This window comes from Dokdonella sp. (assembly GCF_017744955.1).
Classification (GTDB): domain Bacteria; phylum Pseudomonadota; class Gammaproteobacteria; order Xanthomonadales; family Rhodanobacteraceae; genus Dokdonella_A.
Genome location: NZ_JAGIAG010000003.1, coordinates 433,360 through 449,313 on the forward strand (window position 1 = coordinate 433,360; position 15,954 = coordinate 449,313).

12 protein-coding genes are annotated in these 15,954 nt (G+C 67.8%); 5 read left to right on the forward strand and 7 right to left on the reverse strand.

Features of this window, described 5'->3' with window-relative positions; translation table 11 throughout:
- Positions 1 to 46 precede the first annotated feature (46 nt).
- The 3 genes from J7520_RS10070 to J7520_RS10080 all read right to left on the reverse strand — a co-directional run bounded on the left by J7520_RS10070 (position 47) and on the right by J7520_RS10080 (position 5,096).
- Complete coding sequence (locus J7520_RS10070) at positions 47 to 1,450, reverse strand: hypothetical protein (protein WP_291187535.1); 1,404 nt, start codon at positions 1,448 to 1,450, stop codon at positions 47 to 49.
- An 89-nt stretch (positions 1,451 to 1,539) separates the two neighbouring features.
- The gene (locus J7520_RS10075) at positions 1,540 to 3,528 is read right to left on the reverse strand and encodes a hypothetical protein (protein ID WP_291187538.1); all 1,989 of its coding nucleotides are present in this window, start codon (positions 3,526 to 3,528) and stop codon (positions 1,540 to 1,542) included.
- Positions 3,529 to 4,004: 476 nt separating this feature from the next.
- Positions 4,005 to 5,096: a 2OG-Fe(II) oxygenase gene (locus J7520_RS10080; RefSeq protein ID WP_291187541.1), complete on the reverse strand. Its 1,092-nt coding sequence runs from the start codon at positions 5,094 to 5,096 to the stop codon at positions 4,005 to 4,007.
- 12 nt (positions 5,097 to 5,108) lie between these two features.
- Here J7520_RS10080 and J7520_RS10085 point away from each other — a divergent pair, with 12 nt between their 5' ends.
- From J7520_RS10085 to J7520_RS10095, 3 genes are all read left to right on the forward strand, one after another.
- Positions 5,109 to 6,449: a class I SAM-dependent methyltransferase gene (locus J7520_RS10085; RefSeq protein WP_291187543.1), complete on the forward strand. Its 1,341-nt coding sequence runs from the start codon at positions 5,109 to 5,111 to the stop codon at positions 6,447 to 6,449.
- A gap of 229 nt (positions 6,450 to 6,678) precedes the next feature.
- Entirely contained in the window at positions 6,679 to 8,484 is a 1,806-nt protein-coding gene (locus J7520_RS10090; protein WP_291187546.1) for a hypothetical protein, read from the forward strand.
- A gap of 12 nt (positions 8,485 to 8,496) precedes the next feature.
- Positions 8,497 to 10,413: a DUF6311 domain-containing protein gene (locus J7520_RS10095; protein WP_291187549.1), complete on the forward strand. Its 1,917-nt coding sequence runs from the start codon at positions 8,497 to 8,499 to the stop codon at positions 10,411 to 10,413.
- A gap of 9 nt (positions 10,414 to 10,422) precedes the next feature.
- On the opposite strand, the gene tsaB is transcribed toward J7520_RS10095, so the two are convergent.
- Positions 10,423 to 11,115, reverse strand: a complete 693-nt coding sequence (gene tsaB / locus J7520_RS10100; RefSeq protein ID WP_291187811.1) for a tRNA (adenosine(37)-N6)-threonylcarbamoyltransferase complex dimerization subunit type 1 TsaB — start codon at positions 11,113 to 11,115, stop codon at positions 10,423 to 10,425.
- A gap of 53 nt (positions 11,116 to 11,168) precedes the next feature.
- A complete protein-coding gene (gene creD, locus J7520_RS10105) occupies positions 11,169 to 12,482 on the reverse strand; it encodes a cell envelope integrity protein CreD (protein ID WP_291187552.1) in 1,314 nt (437 codons plus the stop codon).
- 188 nt (positions 12,483 to 12,670) lie between these two features.
- Between creD and J7520_RS10110 the strand changes: the two genes are divergently transcribed.
- Complete coding sequence (locus tag J7520_RS10110) at positions 12,671 to 13,171, forward strand: hypothetical protein (RefSeq protein ID WP_291187555.1); 501 nt, start codon at positions 12,671 to 12,673, stop codon at positions 13,169 to 13,171.
- Positions 13,172 to 13,211: 40 nt separating this feature from the next.
- On the opposite strand, the gene J7520_RS10115 is transcribed toward J7520_RS10110, so the two are convergent.
- Both J7520_RS10115 and J7520_RS10120 read right to left on the reverse strand, forming a co-directional pair.
- A complete protein-coding gene (locus J7520_RS10115) occupies positions 13,212 to 13,796 on the reverse strand; it encodes an alpha-ketoglutarate-dependent dioxygenase AlkB (RefSeq protein WP_291187558.1) in 585 nt (194 codons plus the stop codon).
- A 54-nt stretch (positions 13,797 to 13,850) separates the two neighbouring features.
- Positions 13,851 to 15,266: an amidase gene (locus J7520_RS10120; RefSeq protein ID WP_291187561.1), complete on the reverse strand. Its 1,416-nt coding sequence runs from the start codon at positions 15,264 to 15,266 to the stop codon at positions 13,851 to 13,853.
- A gap of 154 nt (positions 15,267 to 15,420) precedes the next feature.
- Here J7520_RS10120 and J7520_RS10125 point away from each other — a divergent pair, with 154 nt between their 5' ends.
- Entirely contained in the window at positions 15,421 to 15,876 is a 456-nt protein-coding gene (locus J7520_RS10125; RefSeq protein ID WP_291187563.1) for a hypothetical protein, read from the forward strand.
- The last annotated feature ends 78 nt before the right edge of the window (positions 15,877 to 15,954 follow it).

The following is a 15,954-nucleotide window of genomic DNA, read 5'->3' on the forward strand; positions in this document are numbered from 1 at the left end:
GGCACATCCTTGTGCCGGTCGACTTCGAAGCTCGTCCCGGTGAAGATTATTTGACGATCACCGTGCTTACGGCTACCGGCTGCAATCCCGCATAGTCGGCGACGCAATCATTCTTGTAATAAATCTTGAATTGATACGTCTTGTTCATCACGATCCAACTCGGATCATTGTAGCCGGCGCGATTCCAGCAAGAGACGGAAGAGGGCCCATTCCCGACGTCCACCGTCACATGAACGACTTTTCCCGCCGGAGGCGCGGAATAGACCTGATGCACCGTGCACGAAGGCGTGCTGCTGGAGCCGCAGTTCGTATCGCTGAGATAGCTGATATTGGCGTTGGTGCTGGTAATGCTCACAGTCCGCTGGCCGATGAATCCCCGGTAGTTCGAAAACTGATTCGAACTAGGAAGTTGATTCAAGGCTGACTGCACTCCGTACTGCCCTTCAATCAGCGGCCATTCGTATATTCCGGTAATGTTCAACGCGGGAAGACTGCCCAATGCGCTGCTGAGCTGCTGGGAAACGGCCTGGTTGTTGAAGAACGTCTCCAGAACCACGATCGGTTGATTCTGAAGCCCGTAAACGGACAAATTGTTGTACGCCAGCTGCAGCCGCTGAAGGAAGCTGTATCCAGGGCTCGAATAGATGTCCAGGGCCCAGACGTTCGGCTTGTTGGCGCCGTATTCGGCGATAGCGTCGGAGAATCTCGACGGCGCGTTCTGCGGATCCATCGCCACGGAAAATCCAACCGTATCGTTCTTTCCGTAGCGCGCCGTGTAGTCGGACCACAGCTTGGTCTTGAACGCCGGCAACTGTCCGCCTGTTATTCCGCCCCACTCCGCCCCAAGATCATAGGATACGGTCAGGCTCTGCCCGACGGCGGGCGAAACGAGGTCGTGAATACTTTTGACATACGACCAGAAGCTCTGATAGCTGGATTCGTTCCAGGCCGTCCATTCCCGAGGCTTGTTATTGTAGAAGAAGCGAACGACCAAGCTCTTGTAGCCGAGCTGCTGAGCCCACGTCAATATTTGACTCAAGTTCGCCGAATGCTGAGGCCACAAATGGCCGAGATGATTGTCCAGAATCTCTCCGTACACCCCATCATCCACACCATCCACACCATCCACAGAACCCGAAAGCGCCATATTGTATATGGGAAGCACGAGAGCATTCTGGCCGCTTTGGCGCATCGCCTGCAATCGGGAGTAGACGAACTGCGGGTTGCTGTTCAACAGACCTATCAGGTTCTTGAACTGCAACGGAGGACACTTCCAACTGATGTTCGGGGGCTGCTGCCCACAGGGAATGTTCGGATATGTCGGGCCGTTCGGATTCTCGATGATCGCCCCCATGTCGTAGACGAAATAATTGAATCCGCCGTAGTTGACGGTCTTCGCCATCGACGACACAGGCAACATCAGGAGCAGCAAAAGGATGATCCGCTTCATGTTCAATCTCCGCTTTCGGTGAACCCCCTTCTCGTCCAACTCACGAACCATACGATCGATTTCCATCGATCTTCATCACAATTGCGGCACTACGACGGCGTATTCGACTCAGGAACCGGGCATCCGAGCGATTGGATTCGCGCCCCGACGATCTCCTTCTTCGTGCGCGGATCGACCAGCACGAAACGCATTCCCGCCTGCGCCCACTGTCCGGTAGTCCTTTCGTCGTGCGCGGCCCCCTGTGTCCACGGCTTGAGCGGGCGACTCTCGACACCGATCCAGACGTCGAATTCCTCGCCGCTTTCGCCACCGGCGTCCCAGCGAACCGTCGCGATCGAAGGCGACAGGAAGCTGCATGTATAGACAGAGCTCGGCGAGACTTCGATCGAAGCCGAGCTGGCCTCTGCCGCCGCCGTTCCGAACTGCTCGTCTTCATGCAAAGTGGAACATTCTCGCGGCGACAGGCGCATCGATTCGAAGACGGGCGTCCCGTCGCGCTGCGTCCACGTCGTGATCGGACCCGGCTCTCGACCGGCAAGATCAGCTATGAAGTGAAATTTTTCGCCATTCCCAGTTCGGGAGAAGACGACGACTTGCGGCTTCCCCTCGCAGAGTTCGCGGCGCATGCGCATCGGGTCGACCCACTCGAATTGCGCGAGCCGCGCGCGCGTCATGAACATGATCGGCATGACGAAGCCCCAATCGGGCAAGTACACCGTTGCATCCGGATCGTTCTGCTGCATGTCCGCGGCGAAGCGGTCAATGGCATCGGAATACAACTGCGCACCGCCGCTCGCACGAAGATCGACGTGGAACCGCGTGAGGTCGAAGGCGTTCGCGCAGGCGACGATTGAGACGGACGCGAAGGCGATCGCCGCACGCAGCGACCAGCGGCCGGCCTTCGGCGCCGAAGCAGGCGTGCCGGACGCGCTGCCGATCAGCGTCGCGACCGCAATGCCGAATGCCGCATAGAGCAATGGCTGCAAGGCGGTGTAGTGATGTCCGTCGAGGCGTTCGCCGAATAGCGAGGCGACCGCAAGGAAAACTATCGTCAGCAGCAGAGGCGGACCGATGGAACGCCTTGCGTCGGCGGTTCGGCGCAAAGCGAGGGCCAGCGCCAGGATCGGCACTCCGGCGAGCGTGACCGCCTTGATCACTCCAACTGCGCGCCCGTCATGAAACTGAAGGATCATTCGATGCGGCCAGTCTCCGGTGATGACCGACCCGAAGTCCGTCAGCACGGCGCGCAGATGCTCGATTGCGCCCGAGCTCTCGCCCATGACCTTCATCCGTTCGCCGTGATTGAGCAGCCAACCGACGAGCGCGTCCCAACTCCCGAGATTGTCCCGCAGCAGCAGTAGACCGGCAAAGAACGGCGCGTATCCGATGGCGGCGCCGACAAGCCAGACGATTGCCCTGCGCAGCCATGGTTCCCCGCGAGATGTTCCGCGGAAGATCCACCACAACACGACGGGCGCGAAAAACGCATAGATGAAGTAGCTGAAGACGGACAATCCGTACAGCGTTCCACCCGCGAGCAAGCGCCATGTCGACGGCCGCGACTCGCGGCCATCGGTGAGCAGCAAGGAACCGAGCAGCAACGGCAGCGGGAACAAACAACTGTAGGCTTGCGTGCGCAGACTCATCACGAACGAGGGGTCGAGTGCCAGCAGCAGCGCAGCGGATGCTGCCACCCAGCGGGTGTATCCGAGCGTCGATCGCGCGACGAACAGAGCGAGCAGCGCGAGAATTCCCACACCGACGAGTCCCTGCACCAGTCGCAGCGATCCCACGCCGGCATCGAAGAGCATCATCCAAGGGAGCGCAAAGTACAGCTGAGCACTGCCGTGATAGATGCTGCCGGTAAAGATCGGATAGCGATCCGCCACCATGTTTCCGGGCAGGATCCAGGGCCGATTCCCCGGGGCGGAGGGGTCGAGAATGCCCGGAATGAGGTATTCCGGGTTGACCGCGTCCATGTACAGCCCCGGGAGCCGCCAATCGACGCCGAAGGCAACGACGAATGCGAGAACGGCCAGGACGATCGCGATTGCAACGCGGGTGTCGAAACGCCGCACTGGCGAACATGCCGTCCCGGACGAGATTTCTCCAGTGATCGCCGACGCTGCTGCGTGCCGGGCTTTGAGCGAGGCCCCCGTCATGACCTGCGACGGTGAACGAGGCGACGGACACCACCACGGCTGGCGTCTTCGGCGAAGCGGACCAATGCGGAATCGTTACGCGAACGAACGGCGGATCCCGAGCCGCCGAGATACAGAGCGCCGCACGAACTCTCTTTGGAGCACCCGTGCCGAGAGATCCGCTTCGCAGTCACCATGCGCTTCCCCTGAAGGCAGAAGTTCGACGCGCACCCGATGGACAGCGGAACCTCTGTGACGATGGATCGAGCGGATCCGCTTCTCGCCGAGAACGTTCCGCCGCCGAACGAACTCAACAGTACTCAAAGCTTCCCGAGACCTCAAGGATGCGTCCGGGGAGCGAGCCTGCCCCTATCGTCATCGCGAGCGCATGGACGGACGACGCATCGACGAAGCTAATGCTCCAGCGCCGCGGTCAGGATCTTGTAGGCCAAGGAGCGCTGGTCCCCGTCGGCGCCGCCGGCGGCCGGACTCCAGCAGCGCGCCGCACGGATCGTCAATTCGATTTCCTCGCCGGCACGTGCGCGCAACGGCAGCTCGACCGGAGTACGCATACCCGGACGCAGCGACTGGGCATAGCCTTTTCCGCCGAGCGCGATCTGCAGTTGCTGTTCGGTTCCGAGCTGCGGCGGCGACCACAGCTCAAGACGCAGCGATTTCGTCGCGCGCGTCGGCACGAAGCGCGCCGAGAACTCCTCGCCGACCCAGCCGTCCGGCCAGAGCCCGCTCGCGCCGCCGGGCTGCGTCGCGTAGCCCTGCAGATCCAGGCGCAACGCGGCGCGCGCTTCGTCGAGCGCCCGCTCCAGCGTCGCCATCTGCGCGCCGTGATGCTTCTCGCGATCGTACAGGTAGCGCAACTGCGTACGCAGCCGGCTGAATCTCTGGTTCAAGACGCGCAGGTCCGCCGCGTCCAGCGTGCGGCCTTCGCGCCAGTCGGGCGGCATCCCCTGCGGCACGTAGATCGTCGCGTGCGGCGGCGCGCTCTGCTCGGGCGGGCGCTCGCGGGTGTAGAGATAGATCGCGAACGACTTGCGCGACAGATGCCTCGCATCGTCCGGCAGCGTGATCGCCGAGAAGCCGTGCCAGGAATTTTCGGTCGTCTCGAAGATCGCGCACCGGTTGAACAGCGGCGGCACGTGCACGGCCTCGTTCGCCGCCTCGCGCCACGGATCGGAATGCAGCTCCAGTTCGCCGCCCCAGCCGCTTTCCCAGCGCGGATTGAGATAGACGATCAGGTTCAGCCGCCGGTGCCAGCGCGTTCGCGGGTGGTAGTTGAAGTCGACGTGCGCATCGAGCCCCTGGCCGTCGCGGTTCTCGTGCGTGCCGCCACCGACGTAATCGGGGTCGTAGAGCAGATCCGGAATGCCGGTCACCTGCGAAACGAAGCCCAGGAATTCCGGCGTCTGCAGGTAGCGATCGAGTTCGCGATACGCGTCGGAGATGTCGCGCACGTCCATGCGCACGGCCTTGCCGCCGACCTCGCCCATCTCATTCAGCGCATGGCGCGCTTCGAAGCTCGGAAAGTCGGCGAGCAGGCGTTCGCTCAGGGCGGGATCGAAAAAATCGGGGATGCTCAGGTGACGGAACGGCCGCGCCTGCGCGAACTCGCGCGCGTAGTCGCTCGCCTGCGAAAGCACGCGGGAGTCGATGAGTCCCATGGAGCAATCCTGGTTATGTGCTGGCATTATACGAAACACTGGATACCAGACACTCGTCTCAACGGATTGCACGCGATGTCGCCCTTTTTGCGCCGCTCGGCGGAATTCTTCCGCCCGCTCTATCGTCGGCTGCCCGTTCCGATCAAAGCACCGCTGCGACGCTGGATTCTCGGCCCTGCCGAGCCCAAGCCGTCCAGCCCCGGCTCCGAATACGGCCAGCGGCTCGCCGTGGAGACCGAAGCCTTCACCGCACAGACCGACGTGCATGATCTGCCTGCGATCGCCCACTACTGGTCGAACCGCTACCTGCTGCCCAAACTGGAAGCGTTCGGATTTTCCAATCCGGACGGGTTCTTCGCGCGCTACCTCGAACTCGCGCACGCCGGAGCGGACTCTCGCCCGGTGCGCTTCGCCAGCCTCGGTTGCGGCAATTGCGATACCGAAGTGCGCGTCGCCGGCCTGCTCGCCGGGCGAGGCCTGCGCGATTTCATCATCGACTGCGTCGACATCAATCGCGCGATGCTCGATCGCGGCCAAGCGCTGGCGGCCGCCGCCGGCGTGAGCGAACACATCCGCCCCGTCGTCGGCGACTTCAACGATTGGCGTCCGGAAACCCGTTACGCGGCGATCATGGCCAATCAGAGCTTGCATCACGTGCTGAAGCTCGAGGGATTGTTCGCAGCGATCGAACAAGCGCTCGACGCGAACGGCCGCCTCGTCACCTCGGACATGATCGGCCGCAACGGGCACATGCGCTGGCCTGAAGCGCTCGAGATCGTGCAGGAGTTCTGGGCCGAACTGCCGCCGCAATCCCGCTACAACGTGCAGCTGAAACGACACGAGGAGCGGTTCGGAAACTGGGACTGCTCCAGCGAAGGCTTCGAAGGCATTCGCGCGCAGGACGTCCTGCGTCTGCTGATCGAACGCTTCGATTTCGAGCTGTTCGTCGCCTACGCCAATCTCATCGACATCTTCATCGACCGCAGCTTCGGCCCCCACTTCGACGTGAACGAGGCAGCCGATCTCGCCTTCATCGACCGCGTGCACGCGCGCGACGAAGCGGAGATTCTCGCCGGCCGCATCAAGCCCACGCACATGATGGCCGTCCTGCGAAAGAGGCCGTACGCGGGCGAGACGCAAACCTTCGCCCACCTGACGCCCCGCTTCTGCCTGCGCCCGTGAATGCGCGCCTGAATGGGCATCACGCGCGTTTGCGCTCCGGATCCGCGCGCCGCGCGGGCGCGGCCAAGCCGCTGGTGCACCCGCTCGGCCATGCATCGACTTCACGCCCCTGGCTGCCGAGCGCGCTCTTCTCCGCCGCAGCGCCCACTTCATGAGCACCGGACGAAACATGGCTGCCTCGCGCACTCCCTTGCTCGACCCGCCACATCGCCGGTCCACGCCGGCCGCCGTGGCGTGCTGGCTCCTGACCGCAATCGTTTCCGGCGCCGCCGTGCTGTGGCTGTGGAGCACGCTGGCGGCGATCATCAATTTCGTCTTCCGCTATCCGGCATTCGACCAGTACCGGCTGTATCCGAACTACCTGCTGCTGCCGTTCCCGCAGAACATCTCCCAATCCGAGAACGGCCATCGTCCGATCGTGCCGAACCTGCTGCGGCTGGCGGACCTGTACGGATTCGCCGCGAGCCAGCAGCTGCAGATCGTCGTCAGCATCGGCGCCGCCCTGCTGTCGCTGGCACTGATCGTCCGCGTCGTCACGCGCGAACGGCAAGTTCCGCCGCTCGCGCGAGCCGCGGCCTGCCTGTTCGCGGTGCTCACGCTGTTCTGGCTCGGCAACGCGCGCACCCTGATGCACGGCTTCGAGCAGGCGCACGTCTACCTGACCGTGCTCGCCTGCGTGCTGGCCCTGCTCGCGGTGCAGCGGGCTCGCACCGATGATTCCTACCTGTGGCCCCTGCTCGCCGGCGGCGCCTGTCTGGCGGCGACCTTCAGCTACGGCGCCGGACTGGCCAGCTTCGCCGCGGTGCTGCTGGTTTCGCTGGTCTTCGGCCTGCGCGCGCGCTATCTGCTCACCTTCGGCGCTCTGTTCGCTGCGGCGATGCTGGTCTACGCCTTCGCGCTGCCCGGAAACGGCTATGTGCGCGAATCGCTCGCGTTCGATCCGGTCGGCATCGCCGCCACCATGGCGCAGTGGCTGTCCTCTCCCTGGATCCGCGGCTGGCTCGGCGCGGGGTTTCCTCAGTTCGATGCCGCCCTGTACAGCGGGATGACCACCTCTCGCTACGCCCATCTCCTGACCACGGCGGCGACGTGGCTCGCCACCCCGTTCGGTGACGACGGAGCCGCCCGGCAAGGCGTGCTCGTCGGCGCGATCGGTTTGCTCGCCTATCTCGCCGCGCTCGTGCACGCCTGCCGCCATCGCGCATCGAGCACGCGGCTGCACTTTCTCGGCCTGGGCCTGGCGAGCTTCATCGTCGCCAGCGCCGGCATCGTCGCCATCGCGCGCGCGAAGTACTTCGTGCTGTATCCGGAGCAGATCTTCGCCGACCGCTACTCGCCGTGGCCCTGCCTGTTCTGGCTCGGCCTCGCCCTGTATGCGATCGCCGGCAGCAGACGTCTGGCAGGCGCCGCACTGGCCGCCGCGGTCGCGGTGGCGACGGCGCTGGTTCTGCTGCCGACGCATCGCACGCAGGCGATCTGGAGCTCGATCGTGTATCGCAAGATGCAGCAGTCCGCCGTCGCTGCCCAGCTCGGCATCTGGGATCCGAAATACAACTTCGACGTCGCCTCCGCGAGCCGCGAAGACACGATGGGCACGCTGGACCTGTGGCGCGATAACCGGCTGTCGATGTTCGCCGAACCCGGCTTCGCACTGGTCGAAGGCGGCTGGCACATGCCGGCGGCGGTCCCGCCGTCTCTACCGGATGCCGAGGCGCACGTGATCCACGCCTTCGACGAAGCGAACCATCATCGCCGCGTCGCCGAATTCGAAGGCCTGCTGCCGCGCGGCGTGCACCTGCCGCGCGATCCGCTGCTCGTCGTCGTCGACGACGGCGGTGCGTTTCGCGGACTGGCGAAAGCCAGCTTCTTCCCGCCCGGCAAGCCGGCGCTGCGCCTCGGCCTGCAGCGCAAGCGCGGCTTCGCCGGCTATGCGCTCGATGCGCGGCCCGGCGAGTCCTTGCGCGTGCTGGCGCTCCGACCAGGCGACGGTTCTGCGCTCGCCGCCGTCCCTTTGCGCATACCCGATTCGAATTAGGCAAGCATCGACGTGACGGATCACGCCCCCACCGACTCCCTGCACCCGCAACCCGTCCCACACACGCCGGCCGCACTCCCGCGATGGCGACTCGAAGCCGCGATCTACGTCCTGCTGTGCGGTGCCTTGCTGTTCGATGCCCTGCATCTGCTCGACCAGCTCGCCGCGCAGGAGCGCGTGGTTCCCGGCATCGGGCTCGACCGCGGCATCGTCCTGATCGCAGCGCTGGCGCTGCTCGGCTTCGGCACGAAATCGCTGCAGCGGCGCGACGTCGGCACGGCGCTCGCGTTCGCGATGGGCGCCACCTGCGGCCTCCTGTTCTTCGCCCGCACGCTCGGCTCGGCGCTGGTCGATCCTACCGCGACCGGCTGGCTGCTCGGCGGAGACCTGGCCCAGCACTACAGCGGCTGGGCCGTGTTCCGGCACGCGCCGTGGCATTGGCCGCCTGGTCTGCTGCCGGAAGTCTGGTATCCGGTCGGCACGTCGATCGCCTACACCGACTCGCTGCCGCTGCTCGCCCTGCTGCTGAAGCCGCTGTCGCCATGGCTGCCCGAACCGTTCCAGTACATCGGCCTGTGGCTGATGCTCAACTGCGTGCTGCAAGGCGCGACGGCGGCCTTGCTGCTGACGCGCGTCACGCGCGTTCCGGCGACGATCCTGGCGGGCACGGCGTTGTTCGTCTATGCACCGCTGCTGATCAGCCGCCTCGGTCACGACACCCTGACCACGCAATGGCTGCTGCTCGCCTCGCTGTGGCTCTATTTCCGCCCGACGCCGCCGGCGAAGCTCGCGGCGGAAGCCTGTCCGTGGTGGTCGATCGCCGGCATCGCGATCCTCGTGCATCCGTACCTCGCCGCAATGACGCTCGCGATTCAGGCCGCCTACTGGCTCAAGCGCTGGCGCGTCGACCGGCAGCGCTCGCTGCGCGAGGTCGCCGTCGCCGCCGGTGTCGCGCTGGCGATCGTGGTGGCGCTGTTCTGGCTCAGCGGCGCGATGATCCTGCGCTCCGCCGACAGCTCCGGCGGCGTCGCGTACGGCTACTACTCGTTCAACCTGCTCGGCTTCTTCAATCCGATCGGGCATTCGCGGTTCCTGCCGAACCTGCCGTATCTGAAAGATCAATACGAGGGTTTCGCCTACCTGGGCATCGGCGTACTCGCCCTCGCCGCCTGGCTGCTCGTCGACGGTGTGTTGCGCCTGCGCCGCCTGCCGCGCCTGGAGCCGTCGTGGCGTCCGCTCGCGCTCGTCGCGCTCGCGTTGTGCGTGTTCGCGGCGAGCAGCGTGGTCGCGATCGGTTCCTGGGTGCTGGTCGACCTGCCGCTCGACGTTCCTCTGCTGGGTGCGTTCCGCGCCTCCGGCCGCTTCGTCTGGGTCGCCTACTACACGCTGATGCTGCTGATCGTCTGCACCGCCGCGCGGCGCTACCGGCCCGCCGTCGCCGGCGGCTTGCTCGGCCTGACGCTGATCGTCCAGCTGGCCGATCTTTCCGCGGTCCATCTGCACTACGCGACGACGCGCCTGAAGGCGAACGCGGAGGTTCCCGGCACGCGCCTGACCGACCCGCGCTGGGCGGACCTCGCGCGCGGGCGCCGGCACCTGACGATGCTGCCTCCGGTCGCCTGCGGCAAGTCGGCCGGCTCCTATCTGCCGTTCCAGCTGTTCGCCGCCGAGCACGAGCTGACGCTCAACACCGGCTATGTCGCGCGCTGGAATCTCAAAGCCACCCAGCAGTACTGCACGGACCTCGCCGAGCGCGCCGGAGCAGGCGCCTGGTCGGCGCAGGACATCTACGTGATCGGGCCGGCCGAGCGCTGGAAAGCCTTCCTCGAACAAGCGCCGTCGCTGTCGTGCGAGAAGCTCGACGGCTACGACGTCTGCGTCGTTGCCGATCGCGGCGGAGCGACTCCTCCACCGTCGCCTTCCCGCTAGGAACCGGCGTCAGCGCCGCTCGCGCTGCTCGGCCAGGGTCAGCGCCACCTTGTCGCGCAGGTACACCGGCAACGCGAATTCCGCCGCCACGCCGCGGCCGGCGCGTGCCGTCGGCGCGGCCAGCCGGGCCACGTCGGCCGCCTGCGGATAGCGCGCGCCGTCGGCCCACGCCGGCGCAGCCGGCAATCGCGCCGCGAGCGCGTCGGCATAGGTCGCCCAGCCGCTGCCGATCACGTTCCACGCCGGCGCGGCGGGCAGCGACAGCGCCGCGGCCGCGCCGACGGATTCCTCGCCGAGCGCGACGACCAGGTCGTCGGCGCCGCGCCGGAACGCGCCGGAGTAGACCTCGCCCATGCGCGCATCGATCACGGCGAGCACGTCGGCGCCGTTGCGCGGCGCCTGCATCGCCAGCGCCGCCAGCGAGGACACCGGCACCACCGGCAGATCGAGCGCGAGCGCGATGCCCTGCGCCGCCGAGATCGCCAGGCGCACGCCGGTGAACGCGCCCGGACCGCAGCCGACCGCCAGCGCGTCGAGCGCGCTGCGCGCCAGTCCCGCCTCGGCCAGCAGCGCCTCGCACATCGGCAGCAGCAGTTCGGCGTGGCGGCGCGGCGCCAGTTCGCTGCGTTCGAGCAGACGGTCGCCGACCAGCAGCGCGGCGGAACAGGACTCGGTGGCGGTTTCGATCGCGAGCAGATTCATCGGCGCAGTGTAGGGCACCTCGAGCACGTTCGAGGTGCCTGCGGCGCGGCGCGTCACGCGCCGCGTGCGGTCGGGCCCATCGCATACCAGTCGACGCGACGGGTCAGATACATCAGCGCCGTCACCGCCGCGAGCAGGGCCAGAGCGCCCATCAGCAAGGCGTAGTCCTCGCTCGCGACCAGGCCGTACAGCAGCGCATAGACCAGCGCGAGCAGGCCGCCGAGCACGAATCCGGCGCGCCGCTGCGCGAGCACGGCCGCGGCGTAGCCGCCGATCAGCGCCACCGTCGCCGTCGCCGCGGCGAGGTAGGCGAAGGCGAAGCCGATCTGTTCCGACAGCGCCAGCAGCACGACGTAGAACGTGCACAGCGCGACCCCGACCAGCAGGTATTGCACCGCATGCACGCGCAGGCCGCGCAGCACCTCGAACAGGAAGAACGCGACGAAGGTCAGCGCGATGAACAGCACGCCGTACTTGCCGGCGCGCACGTTCTGCTGGTACGGGCCGGCCGGGCGCACCAGGCTGACGCCGAAGTCGCTGTCGGCCAGCGCGACGCCGGAGGTCTCCCGCTCGCTCCAGCGCTGCGCGATGCGGCGATTCAGGTCGAGCACCTGCCAGCTCGCCTCGAAGCCGTTCGCGTCGATGCGATGCGCGGCCGGCAGGAAGGCGCCGTCGAAGCCGGGATCGACCCAGGCGCCGCCGACCTGCAGCTCGGTCTGCCGGGCCAGCGGCAACGCGGCGAAGCGCTCGCTGCCGGCCAGGGCGAGTTCGAACGCGAACGGCAGCTGCGGCGGCAGCGTCGCCGCATCCAGCGCGAGCGGCGCCGCGATCGCGGCGAGCCCGGCGACGCCGGCGGCGTCCGGACCGAAAGCGAGTTCGCGCTCGCCCAGCCGCAGCGTCGAGACGCGACGGATGCCGCGCACGTCGGCGATCGGCACGCGCAGCTCGGCGCGCGCCCACTGCACTTCGCGCCCCGCGCCTTCGAGCGCCACGATGTCGGCGGCGGCAAAGCGCCCCTCGATCTTCGACTCGGCGACGTAGACGACGCTGTCGTAAAGGCCGTAGCGGCGCACCTCGGGCAGCAGGTTCGCACGAATCGCGAGCCGATCCGGCAGCAGGTATTCGAGTGTCTCGACCGTGGTCACGGCGTCGCCCTGGCGCGTCCGCACCGGCACCACCAGCACCGGCCCGCCGAGCAGTTGCTGGCCGCCCCAGCGCGCGGCGATCTGCGCGGTGGCCTCGCGCGCGCGGCCTTCGCGCTCGCCGATCAGGTCGTTCACCTGCGCCAGCGGGATCAGCATCAGCAGGGCCAGAAAGGCGATGCCGAGCACCTTGAAAGTCACGCTGTGCAGCACTCTGGTGGTCATGGCGATTCTCCGTCGTCGGGAGGCGGAGATTGCAGCCGACGCCGGCGTCCGCACGCGGACGAAATCGGGCGCGACGCGGGCACCGCGACGGCCGTGCGCGGGCCGCGCGCGCTTGCGAAATCTTGACCATCGCGCGGTGCCGGCGGTGGTAGGCTGCGGCCAGGGGGCTGCAGACGCGAGGAGGAACGATGGATCCGATCGGCGAGCGCGTGCTCTGGTTCGTTCTGGGCCTCTTGGCCGGCTGGGGTTCGATCGGGCTGGTCGCTGCGCTGCGACGCAGACGCGCGCCGCAGCCGTCGCGACCCGAACTGCATGCGCCGCCGCAGCCCGCACCGGCCGCGCCGGTCGAGGAACACTGGGTGGACGACTACCCGCACGCGCCCGGCGTCGCGCGCCTGATCGACGTCAGCGCCGCGCGCGCGGCCGGCTTCAACATGAAGCACGCCGAGGACCTGACCATCATCGAAGGCATCGGCCCGAAGATCGAAGACCTGCTGCGCGCGAACGGCGTCGCCGGCCTGATGCAGCTGGCGCAGCTGAACGAGCAGGAGCTGCTCGACCTGCTCGATCGCGGCGGCCCGAATTTTCGCTACGCCAACCCCTCCAGCTGGGCGCAGCAGGCAGCGCTCGCGGTACAGAATCGCTGGGGCGAACTGAAGCAGTTGCAGCGGGAACTGCTGCAGCAATAGGCGCCGCGCGGTCGTTGCGTCGCCCGCTTCGCCGGCCGGCTCACGCCGTCACGATCCGGCGGAAGGTCAGGTTGATCCGTGGGGCGAGCACTCTGGCGCGTCTGGGCAGCGCGTGCTGATAGAGCCGCTGCGTCGCGCCCGCCATCACCAGCAGGCTGCCGTGCGCGAGATCGAGCGCCAGCGCCTGCGCGCGCGTCGCGCGCGAACGCAGCCGGAACGCGCGCACCGCGCCGAAACTCAGCGAGGCGATCAGCGGCTCGGCGCCGAGTTCGGCCTCGTCGTCGCTGTGCCAGCCCATCGAATCGCGGCCGTCGCGATAGAGATTGGCCAGCACGCTGTTGAAGCGGACGCCGAGGCGCGCGGCGAGGTCCTCGCGCAGGCGCGCGACCGCCGGCGTCCACGGCCGCGGGTCGAAGCGCGTGCCGGAATAGGTGTAGACGGCGTCACGATCGCCGATCCAGCACGACAGCCGCGGCGCGTCGACGTCGCGGCCGAACAGGCGCAGGCGGTGTCGCTGCCAGGAGATTTCCGCATGCAGGGCCGCGAACAACGCGTCGGCCTGCGCCGGCGGGTAGGCCTGCGCGTCGTAGCGAAGATCGGCGCCCGCGAGTTCGACGTTCTGCATGCGAGGGAGGCCCGCTCGCGCGGGCCCGACGTCGTCGCTAGCCGCTCGCGTCGTTCATGCGCCGGCGCCGCCGATCGGATACGCCGGCGCCGCGTCCAGCGTCGCCGCGCAGATCTCGGCGAGTTCGAGCAGGCGCAGGTCCGAGCCCGGCGCGCCGACCAGTTGCAGGCCGACCGGAAAGCCGTCCGGCAACGTGCCCATCGGCAGGCTGACCGCCGGGCAGCCGGCAAGGCTGGCGAAGCTGGTCAGGTCGGCGTCGTTGGCCCGCTCGCCGGCGTCGATCGGATACGGCCCGTGCGCCACGGTCGGCAGCACCAGCACGTCGACCTCGGCGAACAGGCGGCGCGCCTTCAGCACGGCCTCGTCGAGCACGCGATCGGCAGCGGCGTAGTCGACCGCCGACTTGGCGCGCGCGTAGTCGAGCATCGCGCGCAGGCGCGGTGACAGCGGCGCGCGCGTGTCGGCGAGATCGCCGATCAGCTCGACGCCGAGTTCGGCTTCCATCACCAGCAGCGCGGAGCGGCGCATGCGCGCGAAATCGTAGTCGGAGAAATCGACCCGGCGCGTCTCGCCGAGGCAGCCGTCGAGCGTCTGCACCGCGCGCTGGAACACCGCCGCGACTTCGCCCTCCACGCCGACCTCCGACAAGTCCACCAGCACGCCGCTGCGCAGGCGCCCCGGCTCCCAGTCCGGCGTCGCCAGCGGCACGCGGCGCTTGCGCGAACGCGGATCGGCCGGATCGAACGCGTCGAGCACCTGCAGCACGACGGCGAGGTCGGGGACCGAGCGGGCCAGGATGCCGACGCAGTCGAGCCGGCGCGCGCCGCGCGCGAGGCCGCGCGTGGAGATCTCGCCGAAGGTCGGCTTGAGTCCGTACAGGCCGCAATGGCTGGCCGGGATGCGCACCGAACCGAGCGTGTCGCTGCCGAGCGCGAAGGCGGCGAGGCCGGCGGCGACCGCCGCGGCCGAACCGCCGGACGAGCCGCCGGCGGTGTAGCCCTCGCGCAGCGGGTTCTGCGTGGCGCCGTAGTGCGGGTTGATCGTCGCGGTGCCCAGCGCGCCCTCGTCGAGATTGGTCTTGCCGAGGATCACCGCGCCGGCGGCGCGCAGGCGCGCGACCGCGGCCGAATCCTGGCCGGCGACGAAGGCGCGCCGCCCCGGCAGGCCGAGCGTGGTCGGCAGGCCGGCCGCGTCGAGGTTGTCCTTGATCGCCACCGGCAAGCCGTCCAGACGGCCGATCGTGCGGCCTTCGCGGCGCCGCGCGTCGCTGGCGGCGGCGTCGGCCGCCGCGCTCTCGGACACGGCCAGATACGCGTTCAGACGCGGATTCTCGCGCTCGATCGCGGCGCGGTAGGTGGCGGTCAGGGCGGCGCTGTCGATGCGGCCGCAGGCGAGCCAATGGAGCAGTTGAAACGCGGTCGCGCCGCGCAGGTCGTGGTCGGAAAGGGCTCGGTCGGCTGCGGTCGTCATGCGCACTCGTCGTCAGGGGCTCTGGTCCGATTATGCCTGCTGACGGTGAAGCGTCCGTGTGCCGCGACGCGGACCGCTTTGCAATTTGCTCACACGCGCGCCGGCGGCATCGGCCACACTGCCGCGCATCCGATTGAATCGCCAGGAATCGAGCATGCGTCGCCACCGCCTTCCGAACCGTTGCTGTGCCCTTGCCTTCGCCCTCGTCGCCGCCGGCGCGCATGCCGAAAGCGACGCGCAGGTCTACGAGAACGCGCACGCACGCGCCGCGCGGATCTGCCCCGGCTATTCCACCGAACGCGCCGGCCCGGGCATCAAGGCGATCCAGGTCGGCGCGCTGCGCGTACTGGCCGAACGCGACGTGACGCTGTGCCCCGATCGCCGCCTCGACGCCGCCACCCCGGTGGTCTGGTACGGCCGCGACAGCGTGTTCGCCTGGAATCCGGAAGCGACCGGCGCGGTCGCCGTGCTGGCGACGCGCGTCGACGCGATGACGCGTCGGCAGGACTTCCCGGTCGAGACGCGGGTGTGGAAGGCTGACGGCAGCGAGGCCGCCGGCGTCACGGTATCCGCCTTCGAGCGGCGACCGACGCCGGCCGCGGGCTACTGACGCCACCGCCCGATCGCGGCGAAGCGCGTCCCGCGCGAACGGGTTCCACCCCACCCCGGTGCGCTGGTCCCCGTTGAC